We start from the raw sequence: 21,068 nt of genomic DNA on the forward strand, positions 1-21,068 counted from the left end.
CGGCCTGACCGTCGAGATCCTCCAGGGCGGCACCGAGATCGTTCCGCAGACCGTGCTGGCCGAAGGCAAGGCCGACTTCGCGGTGGCCTGGGTCCCCAAGGCACTCGCCTCGCGGGAGCAGGGCGCGCGGATCACCGAGGTCGGCCAGATCTTCCAGCGTTCGGGAAGCTGGCAGGTGAGCTTCGCCGACGCGGGGATCGAGAAACCGGCGGACCTGCGCGGCCGCCGCGTCGGGACCTGGGGTTTCGGTAACGAGTACGAGCTGTTCGCCGGTATCACCGGTGCCGGCCTCGACCCGGGGGCGGACGTCACCCTGGTGCAGCAGGATTTCGACGTGAAGGCGTTGCTCTCCGGTGCCATCGATGCCGGCGCGGCGATGAGCTACAACGAGTACGCCCAGATTCTCGAGGCGGTGAACCCGAAGACCGGCAAGCTTTACACCTCCCGGGATCTCAGCGTCATCGACTGGAACGAGGTCGGCACGGCAATGCTGCAGGACGCCATCTGGGCCTCCACCTCGCGACTGGAAAGCGACGCCGCCTACCGCCTGACGACCACTAGATTCCTGGAAGCCTCGATGCGCGGCTGGGCGTACTGCCGGGACAACGCCGAGGAATGCCGGGACCTGGTCGTCGCGGCCGGCTCCCAGCTTGGCGCGAGCCATCAGCTGTGGCAGATGAACGAGGTCAACAAGCTCATCTGGCCGTCGCCGGAGGGAATCGGCGTCGTCGACGAGGCGGCCTGGGCGCGCACGGTCGAGATCGCCCGCGGCACCCGCAACGCGCACGGGCAGACGGTCCTGAGTGGCGACCCCGTCGGGCTGGCCTACACCAACGAGTTCACCCAGGCCGCGTTGGCGAACCTGCGCGCCGCCGACGTCGACGTGACCGGCGAGAGCTTCGAGCCGGTCGAGGTGCCACTGAACGCCGGCGGCGCCTGACCCACGTCAGCCGCGATCGAGCAGCGTGGCGTTCACCGACGGCATGCTCGCCCAGTCGGACGACGCCACACTCGCGTGCAGGCCCTGGTTCGTCCGGGCGCTGAAACGGTCTTCAGCTCGAGCTTGAGAATCAGCGGCCCGGCGTCCGGGTGCGCGCCCAGCCACAGCCGGATGTCGTCGAGGCGGCCAAGCGCGACGCATTGTGCGGTGTCGATTCCGGCCGGTGGGCACCGCCTGCTCCGCGGGCGTTCATCACCCGCGCCTTGACCGCCCCGTGGGAAGTCCACTCCTCGGCAGGTTCGCCGCTCCGCAGGACCGAGCTCTCCAAGCCAGGCAGGTACCGTCGCTCGCCCGTCCTGTGGACCGGTTGCGCATCTCGGCCCGGGGTAGCGCCAGGCTCCGCGGGGGTTCGTGGTGGCGCCACGTCAACCTGAGTGGTCCCAAGTGGGCTCTGTAGGGGTGTGAGGAGGCGGGATGGACGAAGAACTACAGATCGAGTTCCGGGCGTATTTCGCCGCGCGGCTCCCAGAGTTGCTGCGGCTGGCATATCTGCTGACCGGCGATCCGGCCGAGGCGGAGGACTTGGCGCAGACGGCGCTGGCCCGAACTCTGGTGGCCTGGCGGCGGGTCCGTGAAAGTGACTCCCCGGACGCCTACGTGCGCCGCATTCTGGTGAACGCCCATAGGCGCCGCTTCCGGCGCCGCGTTCCCGAGTCGCCGATGGCGACCGTGCCGGAGCAGGAGGCCAGGTCCTCCGCCGCAGAACTGGCGGCGGTGGAGGACAGGGCCGGGCTCGCTCGGGCACTCGCCGTGTTACCGGCCAGGCAACGCGCCGTCGTCGTGCTGCGCTACTGCGAGGACCTGCCGGAGGCACGGGTCGCGGAGATTCTCGGCTGTTCCACCGGAACGGTGAAGACGCACGCCTCTCGAGGGCTCGCGCGCCTGCGTGCGGATCCATCCCTGGCCGCCGCGGCGGCCAGCTGGGTCCCGGCGGCCAGTGGTGCGTCCGGTGCAGCCGCGGGAAGCGCGGTGTCGAACGGTGGGGGCTGGGCCGAGGCGAGGCCGGCGGATGGAGGCGGGGCCGATCGGGCTCAGCCCAGCAGCAGTCTCGAAGTCGGGCTACCCGACGAGGTACGAGGGGGTGCCGCATGACCACCGACGAGCAGATCGCCGGACATCTTCGTGACCTGGCGCAGGCGGTGACCGTCGCACCGTCGGGCGACCTTTGGCCCGCAGTGCACGGAAGACTTCCCCGGGAGCGGTTCCGCCGGGTAGCCCGCTGGGCCGCGCCCGCGGTGGCGTGCGCTGTCGCCGCGGCGGCGGTCGCCGCCGGGCTGACCTTGAGCGGAGGCCACTCACGGGCGTCGATCATCCCGGCCGACCTGCAGAGAAGTCCCGCGGTGACCCGCCTGCAGCCGATGACCTTCACCGGTGCCGAGGAGAAGCGGGTCGTGTCCGCGTGCCGGCAGACCTATTCGTCGACGGAGGGTCAGCCGGCACCGCGGGTGGAGGATCTGCGGGTGTGGGCGGGGGTGCGGGACTCACTCGGCGCGAGCATCGTCCTGACCGACGGCTCGATGTTCGTGGAATGCGATGTTCCAGCGGATTCGTCCGGTGGTCTCTTCTACGGCCTGGCCGGCCTGTTCGACCAGACCGCGGAACCGAAGATCGTGAGCCCCGACCTCACGTTGACCAGTTTTCTGTCGACCCATCCTGTGGGCGGTGGGCTGACTGCGGACGGGCTGGAAAACAATTCCCAGGTCAGCGTCAGCGTGGCACAGGTCTCCGCCCGGGTCAGCCGGGTCACCGCGACGGTCTCCGACCGGGTGATCGAGGTTCCCGTCAAGGACGGCCGGGCTGTGATCAGGGTTTCGGCGGAAATGCCGCCCGCCCTGAAGGAGCTGGAGGACAAGGTTGTATGGCCGGAACCAGAATGGGTGCCAGGCACGGAGCCCGACGATGCCGAGCTGAGCGCCCAGTACAACACGCCTGAGATGAAGGCGTGGGAGAAGGCCTGGGAGGAGTGGATTATCGGGAATCTCGCCGTGATCCGAGCCTACGACAGTGACGGCAGGGTTCTGGGTACCTGGGACGAGCATTCACAGCTCGGCCCGGAGATCAGCCCGGCACCGAGCTGATCCGCGGCGCGCCCGGTCTCTCGGCCAGGCGGGCTCCGGCGAGCGTCAGCCAGTGACCGGGCCGCGCGATGGCGTGGGCCCGGTCACCGGCCAGGTCGACGAGCGCGATCGCGTCGCTGACGGCCGCCGGCACCGGCCCGTCGACCTGGCCCGCGACGAGCAGCACGGGAACACCGACCGCCTGCGCCATCGTGACCACTCCGCCGACGACCTTGCCGCCCAGCGACGTCCGGTCGAAGCGCCCCTCGCCGGTGATCACCAGGTCGGCCTCGGCCAGCGCGGCCGGCAGCCCGGTGTGCTCGGCGATGCTGCGGGCACCGGGCACGAGTGTTGCTCCGAGGGCAGCGGCCAGACCGTAGGCTGTGCCACCGGCCGCCCCGGTGCCGGGCTGCTCGGCGAGTACGGAGCCAGCGCTGCCCGACCCGACTCCGGCCGACCCGGAGATGCCCGACCCGGCGCTGCTCTGGCCGGCAGCGCCGAGGCCTGGCATGAGCTCGGCCAGCCGGGCGAGGCCGGCCTCCAGCCGGTCGATCTCCGCGGGCCCGGCGCCCTTCTGCGGCCCGAAGACCGCCGCCGCGCCGAGGGGGCCGAGCAGCGGCGCCGTGACGTCGACCAGGCAGCGGATGCCCTCCGGCGGCGCGGGCCGCAGGCCGTGCAGGTCGACGGCCGCGAGGTCGGCCAGCGCTCCGCCACCCAGCGCAAGTGGCTGCCCGGCGGCGTCCAGGAAGCGGGCTCCGAGGGCGGCCAGCAGGCCGGTCCCTCCGTCGGTGGACGCCGACCCGCCGAGCGCCACGAGAACACCGCGGACACCGGTGTCCAGGGCGGCGCCGACGAGCTCTCCAAGCCCGAAGGTGTGCGCGTTGAGTGGGTCCGGCGCGCTCATCAGCGGCAGGCCGCTGGCCTGGGCCAGCTCGACGAGCGCTGATCCGTCGGGGAGCTCCAGCCACGCGGCGCCGGTGACGGGACGTCCGTCCGGCCCGGTGACGTCCAGCTCGTGGCGGCGCGTGCCCGGCACGGCGGCGGCGAAGCTGTCCAGCGTTCCCTCGCCGCCGTCGGCGATCGGGATGGTTACCACGACGTCGTCCGGGCGGGTCGCCGACCACCCGGAAGCAAGGGCGGCCGCGGCCTCGGTCGCCGAGACCGATCCCTTGAACGAATCGGGCGCGATCACCACGCGCAGCGGACGTGCGGGGACCCGAACGGGCCCTGGAACGGGAGCGGACATCGGAACCCCTGTCCTCGCGTCGTCGCCTGCTCGCCTCGCCGTCTCGTCGCGTTGTCGCGTCGTCGCCGACGGGTGGCCTGCCGCCGACCGTATCGGGCCGCCCGTGAGCCCTGGCCACCCGCCGCACGGCGACCCACCGGGGGATCCCGCGCCGCCGCACAGCGCCGGCAATACACGCCAATTAGGTACAAATGAGGCACGGAGGCACTTGGCAATGGGTAAGGAGTGAGGATTTCGGTCGTTTTAGCAGCCGAAATCCTCGCTTCTTGCTCTGAAGCAGCGCCATCCGCGGAAGCCCGAGGCTCGGGAGGCTGCCGGGCGACTGGCCGGAAACGACCACGCCCGGCCGGTGGCCCGCTGTGGGGCTGCCGGCCGGGCGTCGAGCTCCAGCGGTCGATCGTCAGCGGTCGATGACCGCGTGGCTCAGTGGGTCCGCTCGGACTCCGCCGATTCGTGTGGCTGCGCGGGCACGCCGTCGCGGTAGTCGTCGGACGGAACCGGCACCTGGTGGGCTTCGGCGAGATCGTCGGAGGTCTCGACCGAGACCCGCGGCAGGACCCGGTCCAGACCACGCGGCAGCCACCAGTTCGCGCGCCCGAACAGGTGCATGAGCGCCGGAACCAGAATCGTGCGGATCACGAAGGCGTCGATGGCGATGGCGAGGGCCAGGCCAAGCCCGAAGAGCTTGATCACTCGTTCGTCACCCAGGATGAACGCGGCGAACACCAGGGTCATGATGGCACCCGCGGCGGAGATCACCCGGCCGGTCTCCGCCTGGCCGAGCGACACCGCGATGCGGTTGTCGCGCCTGGCGGTCCACTCCTCATGCATGCGGCTGACCAGGAAGACCTCGTAGTCCATGGACAGGCCGAACAGGATCGCGAACAGCATGACCGGCAGGAACGCCTCGATCGGCCCGGGGCTGAGGCCGAACAGGTCGGACAGCCAGCCCCACTGGAACACCGCCACCACCGCACCGAACGCGGCACCGACTGCCAGCAGGTTCATCACCGAGGCCGTCAGGGGGATGAGCAGACTGCGGAAGACCACGACCAGCAGGATGAACGCGAGGACCACGACGATCCCGATGAACAGCGGCAGCTTGTCCGACAGGACGCCGGCGAAGTCCTCGAAGATCGCGGTGATGCCGCCGACGTACACCGGCGCGGCGGCGCCCGCGGTCGCGGTCGGGATGACGTCGTCGCGTAGGCGGTCGAGCAGCTTGGCCGTCTCCGGCGACTGCGGGCTCGACGTCGGGTAGAGGGTGGCGATCGCCGCCCGGCCGTTCGGGCTCTGGCGTGGCTCGGTCACGGAGGCGACGCCGGGGGTGTCGCGTGCCGCGGCGACCGCCTGGTTCAGCGCCTGCAGGCCCGCGCCGGAGGAAAGATCGGTGACCAGGGAGAACGGACCGTTGAAGCCGGGGCCGAAGCCTTCGGCGAGCAGGTCGTAGCCACGCTTCGTGGTCTTGTCCTCCGAACCGTTGCCCAGGTCGGACGAACCGAGCCGCAGCGAGAAGAACGGGATCGCGATCACGGCGATCGCGACGGCACTGAGCACGGCGAGGACGGCCGGGCGGCGTTCCACGCCCTTGGCCCACCGCCACCAGAAGCCGGACGGCGCCTCCGGCTCGGGCCCGTGCTCGGCGATCCGGCGGCGTTCGCGGCGGCTCAGCACCTTCTGCCCGTAGAAGCCGAGCAGCGCGGGCAGCAGCGTGACCGACGACAGCATGGTCATCGCGACCGTCAACGCCGCGGCGAGCGCGACGCCGTAGAGGAAGGTCACGCCTAGGGCGAACAGGCCGAGCAGGGCGATGCAGACCGTCGCCCCGGCGAAGAGGACGGCGCGGCCGGAGGTGTTGACCGCGTTGACCGCGGCCTCCTCGGGGGAGCGCCCGGCCCGCAGGCCGATGCGATGGCGGTTCACGATGAACAGCGCGTAGTCGATGCCGACGCCCAGGCCGATCAGCGTCGCCAGCATGGTGCTGAACTCGGCCACCGAGGTCAGGTGGGAGACCTGGATGATGAGGTTGAGGCCCACGCCGAGCGCGGCCAGCGCGGTGATCAGTGGCAGCGTGACCGCGAGCAGTGACCCGAACGCGACGAACAGAATGATCGCCGCCGCGATGATGCCGATGAGCTCGGTGGAGCTGGTCGTCTGCTCGGTGTTCGCGACGACCTGCCCGGTCGCCTCGACCTGGAGCGCGCCCTTGTCGTAGTCGCGGGCGGTGTCGACGACGTGCTCGATGTCGGAGATCTGCAGCTCGTTGCCGGGCAGGTCGAGGGCGAGCGTGGCGAACGCGGTGGTACCGGCCTCGTTGATCTGGCCCTTGCCGTCGGCGCTGAACGGACTGATCACCTCGGCGACGTGCGGCAGCTTGGCGAGCTGCCCCACCATGTCGGTGACCTGTGCCTTGATCGCCGGGTCGGTCAGCGTGCCGGTACGGGCGTGCAGGACGACGGTCGCGCTGTCGCCCGACTGCGCCGGGAAGTCACGTTCGAGGATGTCGATTGCCTTCTGGGAGTCCGTCCCAGGCAGGGAGAAGGTGTCCTTGTAGTCGTCGCCCGTGGCCCGGCCGAGCGCTGCCAGCCCGACAAGAGCCGCGACCCATAGGCCCAGGACGAGCCAGCGGTGCTGGAAGCACCAGCGAGCGAGCTTTGCCATCGTTTCCCCTCGGAGGTGCTGGTTGGTCGTCTGTCGCTGTTCCGTGACCCGCTGACGGCCCGACTGATCGGCACTGATCGACGTCACCACCGGTGACCGGGGTGCCGCCGGCAGGCCTCCCGCCAGGCGCTTCGCTTACCGATCGCTCATCTGCTTACCGATCGGCCAGTAAGTGAGTGCAAGAGTAGCATTCGCGGCTGACCGTCCTGTGGGGGTGAGTGCTGGTGGTCATAGGACGCACGCGCGCGCAGGGAGCCGACACCCGCACGCGGATCCTCGAGGCGGCCGTGCAGCTCTTCGTGGAACGAGGGTATGCGGGCACCTCGGTCCGTGACATCGCCGAACGACTCGGCGTGACGAAGGCCGCGCTCTACTATCACTTCTCGTCCAAGGAGATGATTCTCGAAGCGCTGATTTCGCCCTTCGAGTCCGGTTTCGCACAGTTGGTCGAGTTGGCCCGCCGTGACCCTCCGCCGCCACCGCGGGCGATCCTCGAGGCACTCACGTCACTGCTGGTGGAGACCGGTGCCGTCCTCTGCGCCTTCGCGAACGATCCCTCGGTGCTGCATCATCGGATCGGCAAGGAGGACATCATTTCCCAGTACGAGGTGATCATCCGCGCTCTTGCCGGGCCGCGGCCCACTGTGGCCCGGATCATGCGGGCCCGCTGCGCGGTCGGCTGTGTCCAGAGCGGCGTAATGGGCGATGCGATGGGTCGCGCGCGCTGGCGGAATGTTGCCGCGGATGACGAAACCGAGGTGAGCGAATCCGACGCCGGCGGAGCATCGGCTGTCGGATCAGCGTCAGCCGGGGCATCGTCAGTCGGATCAGCGGCAGCCGGGCAGCCTGGCGGCGGTGCCGCGCATCCGGCTGACAGCGGTCGGTACGGCACGGCTGGCGGCGGGCATCGCGGCGCGGCCGACCGCGGCGGCACGGCGACCTGGATCACCACCACTCGCGTGGGGAGTCCAACGGGCATTCGGAGCCTGACCGGATTTACTGGAGACAGCGGTGCGGATGGCACCGCCGACGCGGTGGCACCGGAGATCTCGCTGGGCACCGCTGCGGCGGCGGGTGTCGGGGCGGCCGACGATGCTCGCCCGGCGTACCCGGCGGTGGGTGCTGATGCGACCGCCGCGGGTGACTGCGTGTCGGCGGCTGCCGGCACGCTGTCTCCGTTCGCGCCGCTGTTGTCCGAAGAACTTCAGTGTCTGATCGTGGAGGCCGCCCTTGCCGCGCTCGGACCAGAGCAGGCCGTGGAGCCGTTGGCGCAGTAGCCGTTGGCACAGCGGCCGTTGGCCCAACGATGGTTGGCACAGCGGCCGTTGGCCCAACGATGGTTGGCGCAGTGGCGGTTGGCGTAGTGGGGGGCTGTGTCCGGGTGGCCCGCCGAGGGGCTTCCCGGTACCGGGTTGTGCGGTGTGAGCCCGTCCGTCCCCCGACTGGCCGGTGCCCTTGGCGCCGCCGCCGCGACGGTGTTCGTCGCGGCTTGTAGCGGCGTTGCGGGTTCCGGAGGAAATGCGGGTTCGGGTGATGGTGCGACCGTCACCGTCCGGGTTCGCGGCCTGACCATCGTGGCGGAGGTTGCCGACAGTGACACGGAGCGACGCCGAGGCCTGATGTATCGGACCGACCTTCCTCCGGGGCGCGGGATGATCTTCGAATTTGCCGGTGAGACGACGTCCGGCTTCTACATGTTCCGCACGTTGCTGCCCCTTTCGATCATGTTTGTCCGGGACGGTAGGGTTGTCGGCGTGCGGGAGATGACGCCGTGCCCGAGTGATGATCCGTCGAGCTGTCCCGTCTACTACCCGGATGGGGTATACACCCATGCGGTGGAGGCGCCGGCGCGCACCTTCGCCGAGGTCGCCACCGGTGATCCGGTGGCGATTGGTTCGGACTGACGGCAGGGTGTAGCCGATGGTCGACAGGTGCGCTGACTCGCGCGGGCGTGAGCTACGTCTCGATGTCCGGTAGATGTCAATGTTGTGTCATTCCGCTCGGAAAACACGAAGGCAATTTCGCTGAAGCTTCGGCGGGGTGAATTCGGATCTGGTCCTCCGTTCGCCTCTCCGAATGTGTGGTAAGGGAGCAGGGGGCGATGTCGTACATCTGACGATGGACGACCCGGCCTCTGGACGATGAAATGGTGGAGCCGCTCGAAGCGAGCCGGCGGTGGGCGGGAGTGCAGGTCTGATCCCGTCGCACGTGGAACGCCGATGGTGGAGGGCGACATAAACGGAAGCAGTAGGTGACGTGAAACCTGTGCCGGAACGGGACCACGGGGGGGACCGTGTGACCCGAGGTGGTGGGCCGTGATCGTTCGGCCTCGCGCGGCTGCCCGCGAAGGGAGCCTGCCTGTCGCGTCCAGCGGCGCGCGAACCGCCTCGACGGGCGGATGGCCGCCACGCACTGCCGTGGTGACCGGAGCCAGCTCCGGTATCGGTCGGGAGGCGGCCCTCCTGCTCGCTGATCAGAACTGTCGTTCGCTGTTGGTGGGCCGCAATGGCGCGGCTCTTGACGAGGTCGCCGCGGCGACGCAGGGCCACCGGATCGCGGTGGACCTGGCGCGCCCCGGTGGCGACGTCGCGGTGGCATCCCGTGCCGCGGAGCTGCTCGGCGAGGTGGATCTGCTGATCTGCTCGGCGGGCCTCGGCGCGGCCGGGCCGTTCGACGTGATGCCTCCGTCAACCATCAATGATCTCATTGCGGTCAACGTCCTGGCGCCGATGTTGCTCGTCCGGGCCATGCTGCCGGCGATGCTGGAGCGCGGCCAGGGCCGAATCCTGCTGGTCGGCAGCGTCGCGGGCGCGTTGGGCGTTCGTGGCGAGGTCGCGTACTCGGCTTCGAAGGCCGCGATGGTGGGGTTCGCCGACGCGCTTCGCTCCGAAGTCGCAGGACGTGGCATTAGCGTTACGTTGTGTTTACCGGGAGCTGTGGACACCCCCTTCTTCCACCGGCGTGGTGCACCGTACGTGCGCCGGTGGCCGCGTCCCATCCCTGCGGGTCTGGTGGCGCAGCGGATGCTCGCCGGCACCGGCCGGGGAGACGCCGAAGTGTGGGTGCCCCGATGGCTGTCCGCCGCCGCGCGCGTTCACGGCGCGGCTCCGTCGCTGTACCGCCGCCTGGCCGGTGTCTTCGGATGAGTTCCGGATCCGACCGCCGGCCCGGGAGGTGAGTGCGCGCAGCGGACTACTCCAGTGAGTCCTTTCCATCCCACGGCGAACGGCCAGGGATGTCGCAGGCCCGAGTCGGCGATGGAAAAGGCTCAGTCGTCACCGGTGGCAGCACCGGTGACGAGGTGGCTGCGGGGGGCACGGCCTGATTGGCGGTGTCCCCGGCCGTGCCAGGCAGTGAACGTGCGGCACGGCGCTTGTGATCCCATGGCGTGACGCTCGGGCGGTCCCACCGCCGCCTGGGCGTCACGCACCGCCTGCCCCTGACCGACCTGACCCCTGCTGACCGGATGGCCCGGACGTTGCCCACGATCAGGCCACCAGTGCCGGACCAGCGCCTGCCGCGGTGGGCCCGGCGGAGATCTGGCCAGCACACCTGCGGCCAGCGGTAGCGGTTCCGGCGATCTGGCACGCACCATGACCGGCACCATCGCGGTCGGCGACGCATCGCGATCGCCCGGCCGGACGACGCACAGGACGCACACCGCACCGCGCACCCGGAGCGCGCAGCGCCACGTTAAGGAGAGGCGTATGACCGCAATCGACGCCCGAACCGGCCCACCGCGTCCGTCTGCCCCTCTCGGCGCGACCGACCTGACCACACCCACCGACCAGGTGCTGCTGGCCGCGTCCGCGGAGAACTTCCCGGTTGCGTCGAGGCTGCTTCCGGCACGCCTGCGGGAGCACCTGAACGCCCTCTACGTCTTCGGGCGGCTTGTCGACGACATCGGCGACGAAGCCCCCGGCGACCGCCTGGCACTGCTGGACGAGCTCGGCGAGGACCTCGAGCTGATCTGGTCGGGCGGGCAGCCGAGGCTGCCGGTGCACCAGACGCTCGCTCGGACCGTGCGGGCCTGTGACCTGCCCGCCGAGCCGTTCCGCCGGCTCGTGCAGGCGAACCGGCAGGACCAGGTGGTCACCCGCTACGACACCTACGACGACCTGGTGCGTTACTGCACGCTCTCGGCTGATCCGATCGGTCGCATGGTCCTCGGCGTCTTCGGCCTGGCGACCCCGGCCCGGGTCGCGCTGTCGGACCGGATCTGCACCGCGCTGCAGCTGGCCGAGCACTTCCAGGACGTGGCGGAGGATCTCGCCGCCGGCCGGATCTACGTGCCGCTGGAGGACATGGAGGCCTTCGGGGTGACCGAGGCCGACCTGGCGGCACCGAGCGCGTCGCCGGCGGTGCGGCACCTGATGGCGTTCGAGGTGGCTCGGGCCAGGACCCTGCTCGACTCGGGCGCACCGCTGGTGGGTCTGGTCGGGGGCCGGCTGCGGCTGGCGATGGCCGGTTTCGTCGGCGGCGGCCGGGCCGCCCTCGACGCCATCCGGCGCGCCGACTACGACATGCTCGGCGGCGCGCCGAAGGCTCCCAAGCCCCGGGTCGCGGCCTTCGCCGCGACCGCGTGGGCGCGTTGGTGGCTGCCCGGCGCGGCAGCCACCGCCAGGGCCGCCGGGAACGCGGCCACCGAGGTCACCGGGCCAAGGGCCACCAGGCTCGGCGTCGCCCGGGCCGGTGGGGCCGCTCCCGGTGCCGCCGGGCCCGGTGCCACCGGGCCAGCAGTCACCGGATCGGGTGAGGCCACCGGAACGGACAGCATGGGTGCTCCGGCGTCCGCCGTAACAGAGGTTGACGGCACCGAGGGGGTCAGATGAGCGCGGGTGCACCGGGCAGTTCCACAGTTGCTGAGGCCTACGCCTCCTGCGAGGCACTGACGCGGGAGGCGGCGCGGAACTTCAGCTACGGCATCCGCCTGCTGCCCGCGGAGAAGCGGGGCGCGCTGTCGGCGGTCTACGCCCTCGCCCGCCGGCTCGACGACATCGGCGACGGCGATCTGCCGGCCGAGGAGAAGCTCGCCGGCCTGGCGAAGGTGCGCGCCGACATCCGCGCACTGGACACGAACAGCTCCGATCCGGTGATGGTCGCCCTCGCGGACACCGCGCGGCGCTTCCCCATCCCGATCGAGGCCTTCATCGAGCTCACGGACGGCGTCGAGAGCGACGTCCATGGCGCGACGTACGAGACGTTCGAGGACATGGTCGGCTACTGCCGCCTGGTCGCGGGCACGATCGGCCGGCTATCGCTGGGCATCTTCGGCCTGGAGGGCTCGGCCGGTGACGCCCGGGCGGCCGAGATCGCCGACGCTCTCGGCGTGGCGCTGCAGCAGACCAACATCCTGCGCGATGTTCGCGAGGACCTGCTCAACGGGCGGATCTACCTGCCGTCGACCGAGCTGGAGAAGGCCGGTGTCACGCTGACGGTGGACGCCGCCGGGCGGCTCGGAGCCCCGGAGGACGCGCTGGTGGACTATCTGCGCGACTGTGCGGTCCGGGCCGACGAGTGGTACGCGCGTGGCCTGGCCCTGCTCGGCCTGCTGGACCGCCGCAGCGCGGCCTGCTGCGGTGCGATGGCCGGCATCTACCTGCGGCTCAACCGGCGCATCCGGCAGGACCCGACGGCGGTCCTGGAACGCCGGCTGTCGCTGCCCGGCTGGGAGAAGGCCGTCGTGGCGGCCCGAAGCCTCGCGGGCCGATCGGAAGCCAGGGCGGCATGAGCGCACAGGGGGACACGCCACCGGCCCACTGGTCGGAGGGCGCGGGCTCGCTCGGCACCGGCACCGAGCAGAGCCAGTCCGAGGGGCAGGGCCGGTCCGAGGGGCAGGGCCGGTCCGAGGGGCAGGGCCGGTCCGAGGGGCAGAGCCGGTCCGAGGGGCAGAGCCGGGTCGTCGTCATCGGCGGCGGGCTCGCCGGTATCGCGGCGGCGCTGGTCGCCGCGGACGAGGGCGCCCGGCCGGTGCTGCTGGAGGGCCGGCCGCGCCTGGGCGGCCAGACCACGTCGTTCCAGCGCAAGTTCCAGGACGGCTCGCTGTGGATCGACACCGGCCAGCACGTCTTCATGCGGTGCTGCACCGCCTACCGCGGGCTGCTGGCCCGGCTCGGCGTCACCCACCTGACCACCCTGCAGGAGCGGCTGGACGTCGAGGTGCTGATCGCGGGCTCGCTGACCCGGACCAGGCTGCGCCGCACGCGGGTGCCGCTGCCCGCGCCGCTGCACCTCGCGCCGGCGCTGCTGGGATACCGGGCACTCCCGCTCGCCGACCGCCTCCGGGCCGCGCTGGCCGCGTTCCAGATCGGTCGGCTGAACCAGCGTGACCCGAAGGTGGACGGAGACTCGTTCGGCGGATGGCTCCAGCGGCACGGCCAGAGCGCCGCGGCCACCGAGGCGCTGTGGGAGCTGCTCACCGTCGCGACCCTGAACGCCCCGGCCGCCGAGGCGTCGCTTGGCCTGGCCGCCAAGGTGGTCCGCACCGGTCTGCTCGACGGGGCCGATGCGGGTGACCTGGGCTGGCCTGAAGCCCCGTTGCAGCAGCTCCACGGCGACGCGGCCGTGCGCGCGCTGACGGCGGCGGGCGGCACCGTGCGGACGGGCACCAAGGCCAGGGCCATCGTCCGCACCTCCACCGGCTGGGAGGTCACCCTCGACGGGGGAGAGGTCCTGCGGGCGGACGGGGTGGTGCTCGCCGTGCCGCCGCCGGCCGCCGCCGATCTGCTCCCGGAGGGCTCGGGCGTCGACCGGGCCCGGCTGCGTGAGCTGGGCGTCTCGCCCATCATCAACATTCACATGATCTACGACCGGCCGGTGCTGGACAGTCCGATGCTCGCCGTGGTCGGCTCACCCATCCAGTGGATCTTCGACCGGACGGTCTCCTCCGGGCTGGCGAAGATTGGGCCGCCCGGGGCGCAGTACCTGGCGCTGTCCCAGTCGGCGGCGCAGGAGTGGATCGACCAGCCCGCCAATGATCTGCGGGCGCTGTTCGTCGAGGAGATGCGCCGACTGTTCCCGGCCGCGCGCGAGGCGGAGCTGCTCGAGGTCTTCGTGACCAGGGAACGCACCGCGACCTTCGACCAGGCGCCCGGCTCGCTGCGGTTGCGCCCGGATCAGGCGACCGGTCTGCCCGGGTTCGCGCTCGCGGGCACCTGGACTGACACCGGCTGGCCGGCGACCATGGAAGGTGCCGTGCGTAGCGGAATCGCTGCTGCCCGTGAGACGCTCGCCGGCATGGGGGTATCGGGGAGCACACTGCCCGCGGCCGATCACGTTCCGCCCGCGGCGAGGAGTGAGCCGCGGGGCAGTGAGTCGCAGGGCGGCGAGTCGCACGACAGTGCGTCGCAGGGCGAGGTGCCGACCCAGTCCATGGCAGCAGCTGACTCGTCGACAGCACACACAGCGACGACCCAGAAAGTGACATCCAAGTCCACGGGGGGATTCCCGGTATGACCACAACGGTTCCGGAAGCGATCGAGCGCGGGCGCGCCCTGACGGTGCCCGCCTTGCGCGCCACGGTGGACCGGCTCCACCCCCGGCTGCGCCACGTCGTCGCCTACCACCGCGGCTGGGTGGATGCCGCGGGTGACCCGGTGCCCGGTAACGGCGGCAAGCTCGTCCGGCCCGCGCTCGCCCTGCTCTCCGCCGAGGCCGCCGGTGCGCCGGCCGAGGTCGGCCTGCCGGCCGCGGTCGCGGTCGAGCTGGTGCACGACTTCTCGCTGCTGCACGACGACCTGATGGACGGCGACACCGAACGCCGCCACCGCGCCACGGCGTGGACGGTCTTCGGCGCCGACGGCGCGATCCTCGCCGGTGACGCACTGCTCGGCCTGGCCACCCAGGTCCTGCTGGAGGTCGAGGGCGAACCGGGCCGCCGCGCCGCGGTCATCCTCGGCGCCGGCGTCCAGGACCTCGTCCGCGGGCAGGCGGAGGACCTCCTGTTCGAATCCCGCTCGGACGTCTCGGTGGCCGAGACGCTGCACATGGAGGACGGGAAGACCGGCGCGCTGCTCGCCTGCTCCGCCTCCCTCGGTGCGGTGCTCGCCGGTGCCCCCGGTGAGGTGGTGGACGGGCTGGCCGAGTACGGCTCCCGGCTCGGCACCGCGTTCCAGCTCATCGACGACCTGCTGGGCATCTGGGGCGACCCCGCGGTGACCGGCAAGCCGGTGCTGAACGACCTGCGTTCGCGCAAGAAGTCGGTGCCGGTCGTGGTGGCGCTGGAGGCCGGTGGGAACGATGCCGACGAGCTTCGTGCCTTCCTCACCGGTGAGGGCGAGTCGTCCGAGGCCGAGCTGCAGCACATCGCCGCCCTCGTGGAGCGCGCCGGCGGCCGCGACTGGACGACCGCCGAGGCGGACCGTCAGCTCAAGGCGTGTGAGAACGCGCTGCGTTCGATCTCGATCCCGGCGTCGGCCGAGGCGGAGCTGCTGGCCATGGCGCGTTTCGTGACCGAACGAGATCGCTGAGGGGGAGCGAGGTGGCAGGACCCGCCCGCCGGTCGCCCGGCGGTCATTCGCACGACCTGTACCTGCATCTGTACGACGAGGGGAGTCGTCGATGAGCCTGACTTCGGACCAGTCCTCGGCTGCCCCAACGGCCGCGCACCCGACCCCGCAGGTTCCGGCCCCGCAGGTTCCGGCCCCGTCGGCGGCGGCGCCGATGGAGGAGGCCGGGCCGTTCGAGGCCGGCACCGCGGTGCTGACCGGCGCACCACAGCCACAGCCGCAGCCCGCCGATGCCCACCGTGACCCGGTGGTCGACACCCTGGCGCGCGGACGCGACCACCTGCTCTCCCTCCAGGCCGACGAAGGCTGGTGGAAGGGCGAGCTGGAAACCAACGTCACCATGGACGCCGAGGACCTCATGCTTCGGCAGTTCCTCGGCATCCTCACGCCGGCGACGGCGCAGGAGACCGGACGCTGGATCCGTTCCCAGCAGCTCGCCGACGGCGGATGGGCCACCTTCTACGGCGGCCCGTCCGACATCTCGACGACCATCGAGGCCTATGTCGCGCTCCGGCTCGCCGGTGACGATCCGCAGGCCCCGCACATGCGGTCCGCGGCCGAGTGGGTGCGTGCAGCCGGCGGCATCGCCGCGTCCCGGGTGTTCACCCGGATCTGGCTCGCCCTGTTCGGTGAATGGTCCTGGGACGACATCCCGGTGCTGCCCGCGGAGCTGTCGTTCCTGCCGCCCTGGTTCCCGCTGAACATCTACGACTTCGCCTGCTGGGCCCGCCAGACCGTGGTGGCGCTGACGATCGTCGGCTCGCTGCGGCCGGTGCGCTCGTTCGGCTTCACGCTGGACGAGCTGCGGGTCCCGGCTCCGAAGCCGGTGAAGTCCCCGCTGCGCAGCTGGGCCGGGGCGTTCGAGCGGCTCGACGTGGTGCTGCACCGCTACGAGAAGCGGCCTTTCCAGCCGCTGCGCCGCCTCGCGCTGCGCCGCGCGGCCGAGTGGGTGATCGCCCGGCAGGAGGCGGACGGCTGCTGGGGCGGGATCCAGCCGCCCATGGTCTACTCGATCATGGCCCTGCACCTCATGGGCTACCCGCTCAACCACCCGGTGATCTCGATGGCGTTCCGCGCCCTCGACCGGTTCACGATCCGTGAGCAGACCCCGGACGGGATGGTCCGCCGCATCGAGGCGTGCCAGTCACCGGTCTGGGACACCGCGCTCGCGGTCGTCGCGCTGTCCGACGCCGGCCTGCCCGGTGACGACCCGGCGATGGTGCGGGCTGGTCGCTGGCTCGCGGACGAGGAGGTCCGGGTCGCCGGTGACTGGGCGGTGCGCCGCCCCACCCTCGCCCCGGGCGGCTGGGCCTTCGAGTTCGACAACGACTTCTACCCGGACGTCGACGACACCGCCGAGGTGGTCATCGCCATCCACCGCCTGCTCGGGGACGGGCACGGTCCGGTGGATCACTCCGACGGCTCCGGGCCCGGATCGGCGGCCGCGGCCGCTGCCGCCGCGGCGGCGGCTTCGGCCGGGTCCGCCGCGGCCGGCACCATCGCCGCCGCCGACCCGGAGCTCGCCCGTGAGCTGCGTGCCGCCGCGGAACGGGGCGTCGACTGGTCGGTGGGGATGCGCTCGTCGAACGGAGCCTGGGGCGCCTTCGACGCGGACAACGTCCGCACCCTGGTCACGAAGATCCCGTTCTGTGACTTCGGTGAGGTGGTCGACCCGCCGTCGGCGGACGTCACCGCGCACATGGTCGAGATGCTCGCGCTGCTCGGCCGGGCCGATCACCCGATGACCCAGCGGGCCGTCCGGTGGCTGCTGGACAACCAGGAGGCCGGCGGATCCTGGTTCGGCCGCTGGGGCGTCAACCATGTGTACGGCACGGGAGCCGTGGTGCCGGCGCTGATCTCCGCGGGAGTCAGCGCGAGCCACCCGGCGATCCTCGCCGCCGCGCACTGGCTGGTCGAGCACCAGACATCCGACGGTGGCTGGGGCGAGGACCTGCGCTCCTACCGCGAGGACTCGTGGATCGGGCGCGGCGAGCCGACCGCCTCGCAGACCGCCTGGGCGCTGCTGGCACTGCTGGCCATGGAGCCGGAGCGCGGCAGCGTCGAGTGGGAGTCGATCGAGCGCGGCGTCCGCTGGCTGTGCGACACGCAGCGCGCGGACGGCACCTGGGACGAGCCGCAGTTCACCGGGACGGGCTTCCCCTGGGACTTCTCCATCAACTACCACCTGTACCGGCTGGTCTTCCCGGTGACAGCCCTCGGCCGGTATGTGAGCCTCACCGGGAGGGCGACGCGATGAGCATCCCGGCAGCGGACAACGGCGGAGCGTCCGAGCACGGCGGCGGCGCGCGTTCCGCGAGCTCACGTGACCGTGACAGCCAGGTGACGAACCCGGGGCCGGCCACGGTCGCGCCGCGGGGTACGACGCCCCGCAGCGCGACGCCGCGGGCGTCGATCCCCGAGCAGGCCGGTGCCGTTCCGCCGGCGGGTGGCCCGTCGCGGGCCGGCATCGCCTCACCGCTGGCGCTCGCCCGCTGGGTCGAGGCGCCGGACACCGTCTCGGAGCTGTCGCTTCCGGCGGATCCCGACGCGCCTGGATCGGGCCCGGCGGGAGTGGCGGGCGCGGCGGGTGCCAAGGGGTCGCCTGTACAGCCGGCCCCCCGCGCGCAACGGCTCGTGGTCGCGGCCGCGCTCCGGCTGGAGGCCTTCGCGATCAGCCGGGCTGATCTGCCCGAGGGAACCACCATTGTGCGGACCGGGATGGGGCCGGACCGGGCGCACCGCGCGAACCGGGTGGTGCGCGAGGCGCGGCCGGACGCACTGGCGATCGTCGGTCTCGCCGGCGGGCTGACCGCCGAGACCCGGCCCGGCGACGTCGTCGTCGCCAGCGAGCTGCGCCTCGCCGACGGAACGGTGGTCGCCACCTGCCCGACGGCGCCGCTGCTCGCCGGTGAGCTGCGGCGCGGTGGCCTGCGGGTGCACGTCGGCCCGATGGTCTCGGTCGAGAAGGTGGCGACCGGCGCGGCCCGGACGGAACTGGCCGCGACCGGGGCCATCGCGGTGGATATGGAATCCGCGACTCTCGCGCCCGGCGCGGGAGACCGGCCGATCGCGGCGGTCCGCGTGATCGTGGATACTCCCGCCGAACCGCTGGGCAAGCTGGACCTGTTCCGGCGCGGGGTGACCGGTCTGCGCACGATCAGCGCGCTCGGCCCGGCCCTGCGCGCCTGGGTCGACGCCGTGGCCAACCGCCGCCTGCTGCTCGCGGAGCCGCGCGCGTTCTGCGCCGGGGTCGAGCGGGCCATCGAGGTCGTGGAACGCGCGCTGGAGCTGCACGGCGCGCCGGTCTACGTGCGCAAGCAGATCGTGCACAACACCCATGTGGTCGCCGACCTGGCCGGCCGGGGCGCGGTCTTCGTCGAGGAACTGGACGAGGTCCCGGCCGGGGCCACCGTCGTGTTCTCCGCGCACGGTGTGGCACCCGCGGTCTGGGACCAGGCCGGTGACCGTGGGCTCGACGTCATCGACGCGACCTGTCCGCTGGTGGAGAAGGTGCACGCGGAGGCGCGCCGGTTCACCGCCCGGGGCGACACCGTGCTGCTCATCGGGCACGCCGGCCATGAGGAGGTCGAGGGCACCCTCGGCGAGGTACCGGGCCGGATCCAGCTGGTCGAGTCACCGGAGGCGGTCAAGGACCTGCAGGTCGACGACCCCGAGCGGGTCACCTACCTCATGCAGACCACGCTGGCCGTGGACGAGGCGGAGGAGGTCGTGGACGCCCTGCGGGTTCGTTTCCCCGCGGTGGTCGGCCCGGGCTCGGCGGACATCTGCTACGCCACGTCCAACCGGCAGAACGCGGTGCGCCGGGTCGCGGCCGAGGCCGACCTCGTTCTGGTCGTGGGTTCGGAGAACAGCTCGAACTCCAAGCGGCTGGTCGAGGTCAGCGAGCGCGACGGGGTGGCGGCCCATCTGGTGGAGAGCGTCGGTGACGTCCAGCTGGAGTGGCTGCGCGGGGCGCGCACCATCGGCATCTCGGCCGGGGCGTCGGCGCCGCCGCTGCTCGTCGAGGAGCTGACGGCCGCGTTGTCCGGGCTCGGCTCGGCCTCGGTGACGGTCCGTTCGGTGGGGGCGGAGTCGATCTCCTTCCACCTGCCGAAGGAGGTCCGCCGACCGCTTTCAGAACGGAAGTGACGTCGGCGCGCGGAGTCGCGGCTCCCGCGCGCCATCGGCACCGTTACCGAAGTGTCATCGGCTACCGAAGCACCATCGGCGGTCCGGGTATGAACCTGTACCCGGGCCGCCGACGTGTTCTCCGGCCTGACTGGCGCCCGGGCGAGGGACGGGCCACAGTGTGTTCTCGCGAGATGGGTTCACGAAGGTGCCGCAGATGTCTGTGTCATGAATTTGTCAGGCCGCGCCGGATGCTCCGCGTCACCCGGATCCGAATAGCGCAGGGTGACCGTCGTGATTCAAAACGCCGGCGGTTGACTACCCCGGGTGACCTTGTGTCGCTCCGGCATTGCCGGTGGACCGTCAAAGTGGCTGGTCAGGCCTTCCTGCGTGCCCGTGAGTGGCTGCGCCAGCTTTTGCCCACGTGTGTGCCGGGCCTCATTCCGTGATCGACATGCAGGCTGTACGTACAACCTGTATGGTCGTTCCAAGACCTCGGGTCGCTACTGATGCGGCCGATGAAAGGGGGGCGTGAGCCGTGGCTGTCGCCTGGCGGTACTCACTCCGCGTTGGAACGTATCTGGCGAAGCAGAAGCTGCTCCGCCGGAAGCACTTTCCGCTCGTTCTGGAGCTCGAACCACTGTTCGCCTGCAACCTGTCCTGCACGGGTTGTGGCAAGATCCAGCACCCCGCGTCCGTCCTGAAGCAGCGCATGAGCGTTGAGGACGCGCTGGCGGCGGTCGAGGAGTGCGGCGCTCCGGTCGTCGCCATCGCCGGTGGCGAGCCGCTGATGCACCCGCAGATGCACGAGATCGTCAACGAGCTCGTGAAGCGGAAGAAGTTCGTCATCCTCTGCACCAACGGGTTGCTGCTGCAGAAGAAGCTGAAGAACTTCACTCCGTCGCCGTACTTCACCTTCGTGCTGCACATCGACGGCCTGAAGGATCGGCACGACGCGATCGTCGAGAAGCCCGGCACCTTCGACGAGTGCGTCGCGGCCTTCAAGGCCGCGAAGGCCGCCGGCTTCCAGGTCGGCAGCAACTCGACCTTCTTCAACAACGACAGCCCGCAGGACGTCATCGACGTCATCAACTTCCTGAACGACGAGCTCAAGGTCGACCAGATCCAGCTCTCGCCGGGATACGCCTACGAGAAGGCGCCGGACCAGGAGCACTTCCTGGCGGTCGAGGAGACCCGCCAGATGTTCTCCAAGGTCTTCGGTGACGGCCGGCGCAAGCGGTGGCGTCTGAACCACTCACCGGTGTTCCTGGACTTCCTTGAGGGGAAGAAGGAACTGTCCTGCACCGCGTGGGGAATTCCGAGCTACTCGCTCTTCGGCTGGCAGAAGCCCTGCTACCTCATGTCGGACGGCTACGTGAGCTCCTACAAGGAGCTCGTCGAGACGACCGACTGGGAGGCCTACGGCCGGGGCAAGGACCCGCGTTGCGCCAACTGCATGGCGCACTGCG

Annotated in this window: 15 protein-coding genes; 13 read left to right on the forward strand and 2 right to left on the reverse strand. The window is 71.2% G+C overall.

Going from position 1 to position 21,068, the window contains the following annotated elements:
* From FREUN1FDRAFT_RS30330 to FREUN1FDRAFT_RS30340, 3 genes are all read left to right on the forward strand, one after another.
* Nucleotides 1-940, forward strand: a 940-nt coding sequence (locus tag FREUN1FDRAFT_RS30330) for an ABC transporter substrate-binding protein (RefSeq protein WP_006544135.1), incomplete at its 5' end; no start/stop codon positions are given.
* 474 nt (nt 941-1,414) lie between these two features.
* On the forward strand, nt 1,415-2,092 hold the full coding sequence (locus FREUN1FDRAFT_RS30335; RefSeq protein ID WP_006544136.1) for a SigE family RNA polymerase sigma factor: 678 nt from the start codon (nt 1,415-1,417) through the stop codon (nt 2,090-2,092).
* On the forward strand, nt 2,089-3,078 hold the full coding sequence (locus FREUN1FDRAFT_RS30340; protein WP_006544137.1) for a hypothetical protein: 990 nt from the start codon (nt 2,089-2,091) through the stop codon (nt 3,076-3,078). Before FREUN1FDRAFT_RS30335 ends, FREUN1FDRAFT_RS30340 begins: the two co-directional genes overlap by 4 nt.
* Here FREUN1FDRAFT_RS30340 and FREUN1FDRAFT_RS30345 read toward each other — a convergent pair.
* The gene (locus tag FREUN1FDRAFT_RS30345) at nt 3,059-4,303 is read right to left on the reverse strand and encodes a glycerate kinase (RefSeq protein ID WP_006544138.1); all 1,245 of its coding nucleotides are present in this window, start codon (nt 4,301-4,303) and stop codon (nt 3,059-3,061) included. The genes FREUN1FDRAFT_RS30340 and FREUN1FDRAFT_RS30345 overlap by 20 nt on opposite strands.
* Nucleotides 4,304-4,726: 423 nt before the next feature.
* Complete coding sequence (locus FREUN1FDRAFT_RS30350) at nt 4,727-6,964, reverse strand: MMPL family transporter (protein WP_006544139.1); 2,238 nt, start codon at nt 6,962-6,964, stop codon at nt 4,727-4,729.
* 224 nt (nt 6,965-7,188) lie between these two features.
* On the opposite strand from FREUN1FDRAFT_RS30350, the gene FREUN1FDRAFT_RS30355 reads away from it, so the two are divergent.
* The 10 genes from FREUN1FDRAFT_RS30355 to hpnH all read left to right on the forward strand — a co-directional run.
* Nucleotides 7,189-8,241 (forward strand): TetR/AcrR family transcriptional regulator, encoded by a 1,053-nt coding sequence (locus FREUN1FDRAFT_RS30355; protein ID WP_006544140.1) that lies wholly within the window; start codon nt 7,189-7,191, stop codon nt 8,239-8,241.
* A 144-nt stretch (nt 8,242-8,385) separates the two neighbouring features.
* Entirely contained in the window at nt 8,386-8,868 is a 483-nt protein-coding gene (locus tag FREUN1FDRAFT_RS40270; RefSeq protein ID WP_232295484.1) for a DUF192 domain-containing protein, read from the forward strand.
* A 411-nt stretch (nt 8,869-9,279) separates the two neighbouring features.
* Complete coding sequence (locus FREUN1FDRAFT_RS30365) at nt 9,280-10,110, forward strand: SDR family oxidoreductase (protein WP_006544142.1); 831 nt, start codon at nt 9,280-9,282, stop codon at nt 10,108-10,110.
* Between the two features lie 561 nt (nt 10,111-10,671).
* The gene (gene hpnC / locus FREUN1FDRAFT_RS30370) at nt 10,672-11,796 is read left to right on the forward strand and encodes a squalene synthase HpnC (RefSeq protein WP_006544143.1); all 1,125 of its coding nucleotides are present in this window, start codon (nt 10,672-10,674) and stop codon (nt 11,794-11,796) included.
* Complete coding sequence (gene hpnD, locus FREUN1FDRAFT_RS30375) at nt 11,793-12,695, forward strand: presqualene diphosphate synthase HpnD (protein ID WP_006544144.1); 903 nt, start codon at nt 11,793-11,795, stop codon at nt 12,693-12,695. Before hpnC ends, hpnD begins: the two co-directional genes overlap by 4 nt.
* Nucleotides 12,692-14,419: a hydroxysqualene dehydroxylase HpnE gene (hpnE, locus tag FREUN1FDRAFT_RS30380; protein WP_006544145.1), complete on the forward strand. Its 1,728-nt coding sequence runs from the start codon at nt 12,692-12,694 to the stop codon at nt 14,417-14,419. Before hpnD ends, hpnE begins: the two co-directional genes overlap by 4 nt.
* A complete protein-coding gene (locus FREUN1FDRAFT_RS30385; RefSeq protein ID WP_006544146.1) occupies nt 14,416-15,432 on the forward strand; it encodes a polyprenyl synthetase family protein in 1,017 nt (338 codons plus the stop codon). Before hpnE ends, FREUN1FDRAFT_RS30385 begins: the two co-directional genes overlap by 4 nt.
* 91 nt (nt 15,433-15,523) lie before the next feature.
* Nucleotides 15,524-17,728: a prenyltransferase/squalene oxidase repeat-containing protein gene (locus FREUN1FDRAFT_RS30390; protein WP_006544147.1), complete on the forward strand. Its 2,205-nt coding sequence runs from the start codon at nt 15,524-15,526 to the stop codon at nt 17,726-17,728.
* Nucleotides 17,725-19,620: a 4-hydroxy-3-methylbut-2-enyl diphosphate reductase gene (ispH, locus tag FREUN1FDRAFT_RS30395; RefSeq protein ID WP_006544148.1), complete on the forward strand. Its 1,896-nt coding sequence runs from the start codon at nt 17,725-17,727 to the stop codon at nt 19,618-19,620. Before FREUN1FDRAFT_RS30390 ends, ispH begins: the two co-directional genes overlap by 4 nt.
* A 517-nt stretch (nt 19,621-20,137) precedes the next feature.
* A partial coding sequence (gene hpnH / locus FREUN1FDRAFT_RS30400) for an adenosyl-hopene transferase HpnH (protein ID WP_006544149.1) occupies nt 20,138-21,068 on the forward strand: 931 nt, incomplete at its 3' end.

The organism is Parafrankia sp. EUN1f (assembly GCF_000177675.1).
Classification (GTDB): Bacteria; Actinomycetota; Actinomycetes; order Frankiales; family Frankiaceae; genus Parafrankia.